This is a genomic window from Pseudomonas sp. GZD-222 (assembly GCF_049310525.1).
Lineage (GTDB): Bacteria > Pseudomonadota > Gammaproteobacteria > Pseudomonadales > Pseudomonadaceae > Aquipseudomonas.
On the sequence record NZ_JBMOWO010000102.1, the window covers coordinates 26991 to 36114 of the forward strand.

Annotated in this window: 5 protein-coding genes; all 5 read left to right on the forward strand. The window is 61.7% G+C overall.

What is annotated here, in order from left to right:
- Positions 1-362 precede the first annotated feature (362 nt).
- The 5 genes from aceE to ACO6VD_RS19145 all read left to right on the forward strand — a co-directional run bounded on the left by aceE (position 363) and on the right by ACO6VD_RS19145 (position 9038).
- Positions 363-3008 (forward strand): pyruvate dehydrogenase (acetyl-transferring), homodimeric type, encoded by a 2646-nt coding sequence (gene aceE / locus ACO6VD_RS19125; RefSeq protein ID WP_400172027.1) that lies wholly within the window; start codon positions 363-365, stop codon positions 3006-3008.
- Between the two features lie 13 nt (positions 3009-3021).
- Positions 3022-4650: a dihydrolipoyllysine-residue acetyltransferase gene (gene aceF, locus ACO6VD_RS19130; RefSeq protein ID WP_422421307.1), complete on the forward strand. Its 1629-nt coding sequence runs from the start codon at positions 3022-3024 to the stop codon at positions 4648-4650.
- 249 nt (positions 4651-4899) lie between these two features.
- A complete protein-coding gene (locus tag ACO6VD_RS19135; RefSeq protein ID WP_422421309.1) occupies positions 4900-7593 on the forward strand; it encodes a putative bifunctional diguanylate cyclase/phosphodiesterase in 2694 nt (897 codons plus the stop codon).
- Positions 7594-7733: 140 nt separating this feature from the next.
- A complete protein-coding gene (msrA, locus tag ACO6VD_RS19140) occupies positions 7734-8399 on the forward strand; it encodes a peptide-methionine (S)-S-oxide reductase MsrA (protein WP_422421311.1) in 666 nt (221 codons plus the stop codon).
- 9 nt (positions 8400-8408) lie between these two features.
- Positions 8409-9038, forward strand: a complete 630-nt coding sequence (locus tag ACO6VD_RS19145; protein ID WP_422421313.1) for a glutathione S-transferase — start codon at positions 8409-8411, stop codon at positions 9036-9038.
- The last annotated feature ends 86 nt before the right edge of the window (positions 9039-9124 follow it).

Genomic DNA, 9124 nt, shown 5'->3' on the forward strand with positions numbered 1-9124 from the left:
AAAAGATTGGCGGCGAGCGGACGAGGGAACCCTGACCACGGTTGGACTGTCGTACAAAAGTTAGAAATAGCTGAAAAACATGATTCTCTGGCAGAAACCATCGCAGCAAACCTTTTCGTAACTTGTTTTTAACTACCGGTATCGTTTTTTCCCACAACCCGAACAGCGGCCACGAGCCATTTTTCTGTAGTTTTACTACTGCTTCTTCACTTCAAAAGCATGAAATGGTGATTCATTTGTAGTAAAACTACACAACGCCGGTACACTCTCCGGTAATCCAAGAATTTCATGTCGTCTGCCCAAAAGGCCAGTCGCAAACTCAGGCAACCGATTCTGGAAGCCTTTCCGCCCTGGAGCAAGCCATGCAAGACCTCGATCCCGTCGAAACCCAGGAATGGCTGGACGCCCTGGAGTCGGTTCTCGACAAAGAAGGCGAAGACCGCGCTCACTATCTGATGACCCGTATGGGCGAGCTGGCCACCCGTAGTGGCTCCCAGCTGCCGTATGCCATCACCACGCCATACCGCAACACCATCCCTGTTACCCACGAAGCACGCATGCCTGGCGACCTGTTCATGGAACGCCGCATTCGCTCGTTGGTCCGTTGGAACGCGCTGGCGATGGTAATGCGCACCAACCTGAAAGACTCGGATCTGGGCGGCCACATCTCCAGCTTCGCCTCCAGCGCCACCCTGTATGACATCGGCTTCAACTACTTCTTCCAGGCCCCGACCGACGAGCACGGCGGCGACCTGATCTACTTCCAGGGTCACGCATCGCCAGGCGTCTACGCCCGCGCGTTCATGGAAGGCCGGATCAGCGAAGACCAGATGAACAACTTCCGTCAGGAAGTTGATGGCAAGGGCCTGTCGTCCTACCCGCACCCATGGCTGATGCCTGACTTCTGGCAGTTCCCGACCGTTTCCATGGGTCTGGGCCCGATCCAGGCGATCTACCAGGCGCGTTTCATGAAGTACATGGAAAGCCGTGGCTATATCCCTGCCGGTAAGCAGAAGATCTGGTGCTTCATGGGCGACGGCGAGTGCGACGAGCCGGAATCCCTGGGCGCGATCTCCCTGGCTGGCCGCGAGAAACTGGACAACCTGATCTTCGTCATCAACTGCAACCTGCAGCGCCTCGACGGCCCGGTTCGCGGCAACGGCAAGATCATCCAGGAACTCGAAGGCGTGTTCCGTGGCGGTGGCTGGAACGTCAACAAAGTGGTCTGGGGCCGTTTCTGGGACCCACTGCTGGCCAAAGACGTCGACGGTATCCTGCAGCGTCGCATGGACGAAGTCATCGACGGCGAGTACCAGAACTACAAGGCCAAGGACGGCGCGTTCGTCCGTGAGCACTTCTTCAATACCCCGGAACTCAAGGCCATGGTCGAAGACCTGTCCGACGACGAGATCTGGAAGCTCAACCGTGGTGGCCACGACCCGTACAAGGTCTATGCAGCCTACCACCAGGCGGTCAACCACAAAGACCAGCCTACCGTGATCCTGGCCAAGACCATCAAGGGCTACGGCACCGGTGCTGGCGAAGCCAAGAACACCGCGCACAACACCAAGAAGGTCGACGTCGACAGCCTGCGTCACTTCCGTGACCGCTTCGACATCCCGGTCAAGGACGAAGAGCTGGAAAACCTGCCGTTCTTCAAACCCGAAGAAGGCAGCGCCGAAGCCCGTTACCTGGCCGAGCGCCGCAACGCCCTGGGCGGTTTCGTGCCTCAGCGCCGGGCCAAGAGCTTCAGCATCCCGACGCCGCCACTGGAAACCCTCAAGGCAATCCTGGACGGCTCGGGCGACCGCGAAATCTCCACCACCATGGCCTTCGTGCGGATCCTCGCGCAGCTGGTCAAGGACAAGGAAATCGGCCAGCGCATCGTTCCGATCATCCCGGACGAAGCCCGTACCTTCGGTATGGAAGGCATGTTCCGCCAGCTGGGCATCTACTCGTCCGTCGGCCAGCTCTACGAGCCAGTCGATAAAGACCAGGTGATGTTCTACCGCGAAGACAAAAAAGGTCAGATTCTCGAAGAAGGCATCAACGAAGCGGGCGCCATGTCCTCCTTCATCGCTGCCGGTACTTCGTACTCCAACCACAACCAGCCGATGCTGCCGTTCTACATCTTCTACTCGATGTTCGGCTTCCAGCGTATCGGTGACCTGGCCTGGGCCGCTGGCGACAGCCGTACCCGTGGCTTCCTGATCGGCGGTACCGCCGGCCGTACCACCCTCAACGGTGAAGGCCTGCAGCACGAAGACGGTCACAGCCACATGCTGGCCGCGACCATCCCGAACTGCCGCACCTATGATCCGACCTACGGCTACGAGCTGGCGGTGATCATTCAGGACGGCATGAAGAAGATGACCGAAGAGCAACAGGACGTCTTCTACTACATCACCGTGATGAACGAAGCCTACACCCAGCCTGCGATCCCTGCCGGCGCCGAGGAAGGCATCATCAAGGGCATGTACCTGCTCGAGGAAGACACCCGCGAAGCGGCACACCACGTACAGCTGCTGGGCTCCGGCACCATCCTGCGTGAAGTGCGTGAAGCGGCGAAGATCCTGCGTGAAGAGTTCAACGTCGGTGCCGACGTGTGGAGCGTCACCAGCTTCAACGAACTGCGTCGCGACGGCCTGGCCGTAGAGCGCAGCAACCGTCTCAAGCCTGGTCAGAAGCCACAGATCACCTACGTCGAAGAGTGCCTGGCTGGCCGTAAGGGCCCGGTCATCGCCTCCACCGACTACATGAAGCTGTTCGCCGAACAGATTCGTCAGTGGGTGCCGAGCAAAGAGTTCAAAGTCCTGGGTACCGACGGTTTCGGTCGCAGCGACAGCCGCAAGAAGCTGCGTCACTTCTTCGAAGTCGACCGTCACTTCGTCGTGCTGGCCGCACTGGAAGCCTTGGCTGACCGTGGCGAGATCGAACCCAAGGTTGTGGCCGACGCCATCGTCAAGTTCGGTATCGACCCGGACAAACGCAACCCACTGGACTGCTGAGGAGTATTTTTAAGTGAGCGAACTCATTCGCGTACCTGACATCGGCAGCGGTGAAGGTGAAATCATTGAGCTGTTCGTCAAAGTCGGCGACCGCATCGAGGCCGACCAGAGCCTGCTGACCCTGGAGTCCGACAAGGCCTCCATGGAGATCCCGGCCCCCAAGGCCGGTGTGATCAAATCGCTGAAGGTCAAGCTGGGCGACCGCCTGAAAGAAGGCGACGAACTGATGGAACTGGAAGTCGAGGGCGCCGCTGCGGCGCCTGAGGCTCCGGCTGCTGCTCCGGCTGCGGCGGCACCTGCTGCTGCTCCGGCTGCAGAGGCTGCTCCTGCTCCGGCAGCTGCCCCGGCGGCTGCCACTGTTCAGGACATCCACGTTCCGGACATCGGCTCGTCAGGCAAAGCCAAGATCATCGAAGTACTGGTCAAGGTCGGCGACACCGTCGAAGCCGACCAGTCGCTGATCACCCTGGAATCGGACAAAGCCTCGATGGAGATCCCGTCTCCAGCCGCGGGCGTGGTCGAAGCCGTAATTGCCAAGCTGGACGACGAAGTCGGTACCGGCGACCTGATCATCAAGCTGAAAGTGGCCGGCGCCGCTCCGGCTGCCGCTCCAGCACCTGCCGCTGCCGCACCTGCGCCAGCCAAGGCTGAAGCTGCACCGGTTGCTGCTCCTGCGCCAGCTGCCCAAGTTGCCGCGCCAACTGCTGCCCCTGCTGCGACCAACGGTGCCAAGGTTCACGCCGGCCCTGCCGTGCGTCAGCTGGCCCGCGAGTTCGGCGTCGAGCTGAACGCGGTAGCGGCCACCGGCCCGCACGGTCGTATCCTCAAGGAAGACGTGCAGGTTTACGTCAAGGCCATGATGCAGAAGGCCAAGGAAGCTCCAGCTGCCGGTGCAACCGGGGGCGCAGGCATCCCGCCGATTCCGGAAGTCGACTTCAGCCGTTTCGGCGAAATCGAAGAAGTGCCGATGACCCGCCTGATGCAGATGGGTGCTACCAACCTGCATCGCAGCTGGCTGAACGTGCCTCACGTGACCCAGTTCGACTCGGCTGACATCACTGAGCTGGAAGCCTTCCGCGTTGCGCAGAAAGCCATTGCAGAGAAGGCCGGCGTCAAGCTGACCGTGCTGCCGCTGCTGCTCAAGGCCTGTGCTCACCTGCTCAAGGAGCTGCCGGACTTCAACAGCTCGCTGGCGCCAAGCGGCAAAGCGATCATCCGCAAGAAATACGTCAACGTCGGTTTCGCCGTCGACACCCCGGATGGCCTGCTGGTCCCGGTGATCAAGAACGTCGACCAGAAGAGCCTGCTGCAACTGGCTGGCGAAGCGGCGGCCCTGGCCGAAAAAGCCCGGACCAAGAAGCTGTCGGCTGACGACATGCAAGGTGCCTGCTTCACTATCTCCAGCCTCGGCCACATTGGCGGTACCGGCTTCACGCCGATCGTCAACGCGCCGGAAGTGGCGATCCTGGGTGTTTCCAAGGCCACCATCCAGCCAGTCTGGGACGGTAAAGCCTTCCAGCCGAAACTGATGCTGCCGCTGTCGTTGTCCTACGATCACCGCGTGATCAACGGTGCAGCTGCCGCGCGCTTCACCAAGCGCCTGGGCGACCTGCTGACCGACATCCGCACCATGCTGCTGTAATGCTGTTTCCTGTCTCCCTCTGCCGAGGGAGACAGGCTCCCTTTTCGAGCTGCCACGCTCGTACCTCAACCCCGTCACTTTGGCGGGGCTTTTTTTTGCCTGTGCGCCCGGCGGATTTAAGATCTCGACTTCGATGCCGACACAGTGCATACAGACTTGTCAGCCTCCAGCGCATGATGCAACCTTGCCAGAATACGTAGTAGCAGATTGCGCTTCCTTCGCGATCAGCCTCCTTGAAGCGAGCTCTCAATGAAAAGCCAACCCGATGCCGCCAGCCGTATGGTGGCCGAGGTCGTGACGCAACTGCCCGTGCCTTCGCGGCTCGGCATGCTGCGTTTCGAACGGCTGAATGAAGCCAGCTGGGCCCTGCTGTACCTCGACCCCGCCTGCGAACGCCAGTTCGGCCTGGCCGCGGTCGAGCTCTGCGCGCTGGTCGGCTCGCCCTACGCCAGCCTGATGGAGCCCGAGGCACGCTACAAACTGCATGATGCGATTCAGCTGCAGCTGGGCCAGCGCCCGCACTACCTGGTGCGCTATACCCTGCACACCGCGCAAGGGCCGCTGCACCTATTGGAACTGGGCGAAGCCTACAAGCAGCGCAACCGCCAGCTGTTGCGCGGTTACCTGATGGTGCTCGACACCCAGCCAGGTGACAGCCCGGACCTCAGTGCTGCCGACCTGGAAACCCGCAACAATCGCCTGCAGATCGCCCTGCAGCTCAATCAGCAGGCCCAGCAGGAACAACTGGAACATCTTGAGCGGGTGCGTGCCCAGCAGGATCTGATCCTGCACCTCGCCCGTCACCGCTACAGCGCCAGCAATTCGCTGCTTGAAGCTGCCGAGCTGATCACCCGCAGCGCCTGCGAGATCTACAAGATCGACTGCGCGAGTATCTGGTACCTGGAAGGTCAGCGCCTGGAACCGATTTCCGCGTACTACCGCGCCACCCAGGAGCATGTACTGCCCGACGCGATCGACGCCAGCCGCTTTCCCGACTACCTCGACGCATTGCACACCAGCCGCGCCATCGACGCCCACAATGCCAGCCACGACCCGCGCACCCGGGAAATGGCCGAAAGCCTGCGCCCGCGCGACATCAATGCCATGCTCGACGCCAGCATTCGCATCGACGGCCAGGTGGTCGGCGTGCTCTGTCTGGAACAGACCGGCTCACCACGAGCCTGGCAGTCGGATGAAATTGCGTTTGCCGGCGAGCTGGCCGACCAGTTCGCCCAGGTCATCAACAACCACAACCGGCGCACCGCCACCAGTGCCCTGCACCTGTTCCAGCGGGCAGTGGAACAAAGCGCCAACGCCTTCTTGCTGGTCAACTGCGATGGCGTGGTCGAGTACGTCAACCCGAGTTTCACCGCCATCACCCAGTACAGCACCGACGAGGTTCACGGCCACCGGCTCTCGGAGCTGCCGGCCCTGGAGAACCTCAGCGAACTGTTGTTCGATGCGCCTTCGAGCCTGGCCATGAGCAACAGCTGGCAAGGCGAGTTCAAGAGCCGACGCAAGAACCTCGAGCCGTACTGGGGCCAGTTGTCGATTTCCAAGGTCTACGGTGACAATCGCGAACTGACGCACTACATCGGCATCTACGAAGACATCACCCAGACCAAACTGGCCCAGCAGCGCATCGAGCGCCTGGCCTACACCGACAATCTGACCAGCCTGGGCAACCGTCCGGCGTTCATCCGCAACCTCGACGAACGCTTCGCCACTGACAGCGACAGCCCTATCTGCCTGCTGCTGGTGGATATCGACAACTTCAAGCGAATCAACGACAGCCTCGGTCATCAGACTGGCGACAAGCTGCTGATCAGCCTGGCCCGGCGCCTGCGCAACAGCCTCAGCGCGGGCGGCAGCCTGGCGCGTTTTGCCAGTAACGAATTCGCTGTACTGCTTGAAGACACCGACCTGCAGAGCGGCCAGCAGATCGCCCAGCAACTGCTGCGCACCCTCGACAAACCGATGTTCGTCGACAACCAGCTGATCAGCGTCACCGGCTCCGTGGGCCTGGCCTGCGCGCCGCTGCATGGCCGCGACCCACAGACCCTGATGAAAAACGCAGGCCTGGCCCTGCACAAGGCCAAGGCCAACGGCAAGCACCAGGCCCAGGTATTCACCGAAGCGCTGAATGCCGAAGCCAGCTACAAGCTGTTCGTCGAGAACAACCTGCGGCGGGCCCTGACCCAGAACGAGCTGGATGTCTTCTACCAGCCCAAGCTGTGCTTGCGCAGCGGCCGCCTGTTGGGCCTGGAAGCGCTGCTGCGCTGGAACCATCCGGACAAGGGCATGATCCGCCCGGACCAGTTCATCAGCGTCGCCGAAGAAACCGGCTTGATCATTCCTATCGGTAAGTGGATCGCCCGCCAGGCGTGCCGCATGAGCCAGCACCTGCGCACCGAAGGGCTGGGCAACCTGCAAGTGGCAATCAACCTGTCGCCCAAGCAGTTTTCCGATCCCGACCTGGTCGCCTCGATCGCCAAGATTCTCAAAGAAGAAGCCCTGCCGCCGCACCTGCTGGAGCTGGAGCTGACCGAAGGCCTGCTGCTCGAAGCCACTGAAGACACGCACCGCCAGCTCGACCAGCTCAAGCAGCTGGGCCTGACCCTGGCCATGGACGATTTCGGCACCGGCTATTCCTCGCTCAGCTACCTGAAGAAATTCCCGATCGACATCATCAAGATCGATCGCAGCTTCATCCATGAAATCCCCGACAACCAGGACGACATGGAAATCACCTCGGCGGTGATAGCCATGGCCCACAACCTCAAGCTCAAGGTGGTCGCCGAAGGCATCGAGACCGCCGAGCAACTGGCGTTCCTGCGTCGCCATCGCTGCGACGTCGGCCAGGGTTACCTGTTCGACCGGCCGATTCCGGGGGCCGAGCTGGTCACCACGCTCAAGCGCTATCCGCGTGGACCGACGGACTGACAGTTGCGCTACTCTCGGGCAATATAGGGTTCATTCGGGCCCCATCGCGGGACAAGCCCGCTCCCACCGGGATACCTGTGGGAGCGGGCTTGTCCCGCGAAATGGCCACAACCTATCTACCTGAAAACAGAGGAACGGCCATGGTCCTGCGCTCGGAAATCCTGGTGAACAAAAACGTCCTGCCTACCGCGGAACAGGCCCTGCCTGGCCGCGAAACCCCGATGACCCTGCCCGAGAAGCATTTTGTCTTCAAAGACACCCCGCTGCTGGGCCCGTTCTTCGAGAACGTCGACTTTGCGATCTTTGGCCTGGGTTGCTTCTGGGGTGCCGAACGGCGCTTCTGGCAGCGTGAAGGCGTGGTCAGCACCGTGGTTGGCTATGCCGGCGGCTTTACCCCGAACCCGACCTACGAAGAAGTCTGCTCGGGCCTGACCGGCCACACCGAAGTGGTCCTGGTGGTGTTCGACAAGGACAAGGTCAGCTACCAGGAACTGCTGGCGATGTTCTGGGAACTGCACAACCCGACCCAGGGCATGCGCCAGGGCAACGACATCGGCACCCAGTACCGCTCGGTGATCTACTGCACCAGCCCCGAGCAGCTGGAACAGGCCCTGGCCAGCAAACAGGCTTACCAGGAAGAGTTGACCAAGGCCGGCTTCGGCGAGATCACCACCGAGATCGACCAGGCGCCGACTGTCTACTTCGCCGAGGCGTATCACCAGCAATACCTGGCGAAAAACCCTGAAGGCTACTGCGGCATCGGTGGCACCGGTGTATGCCTGCCACCCAGCCTGCAAGGCAACTGAGGGATCGTCATGTCCGCACCGAGCATGACCCTGTTCCACTCACCGGCTTCGCCCTTTGTGCGCAAAGTCCTGGTGGTGCTGCACGAGACCGGACAGATCGACCGCGTGGCACTGCAGACCATCAACCTGTCGCCGGTCAACCCGGTGGCCGAGCTCAACCAGGGTAACCCGGCAGGCAAGATCCCGGCCTTGCGCCTGGCTGACGGCACGGTGCTGCACGACAGCCGGGTGATCTGCGAATACCTCGACCAGCAGCATGTCGGCATCCCGCTGATTCCCAAGGAAGGCTGGTCACGCTGGCATCGTCTGACGCTCGCCTCGCTGGCCGATGCGATCATGGATGCCGCAGTGCTGACCCGCTATGAAACCTTCCTGCGCCCGGAGGAAAAACGCTGGGACAGCTGGATCGAATCGCAGCAGGACAAGATCCGTCGCGGTCTGGCCAGTCTTGAACAGGAACACATTGCCGAACTGAGCGCGGTGTTCGACATCGCTGCCATCGGTGTGGCCTGTGCCCTGGGCTACCTCGATTTGCGCATGCCTGACTTCGGCTGGCGTGAGCAGCAGCCGCAGCTGGCGGCCTGGTATGCCCAGGTCAGCCAGCGGGCTTCGATGCAGGCTAGCGATCCTTCAGTCTGAAAGGCCCTGTCGGGGGGGGGGGGGGGGGGGGGGGGGGGGGGGCGAGGTGGGGGGGTGGGGGGAGGGGGGGGGAGGAGGGGGGAGGG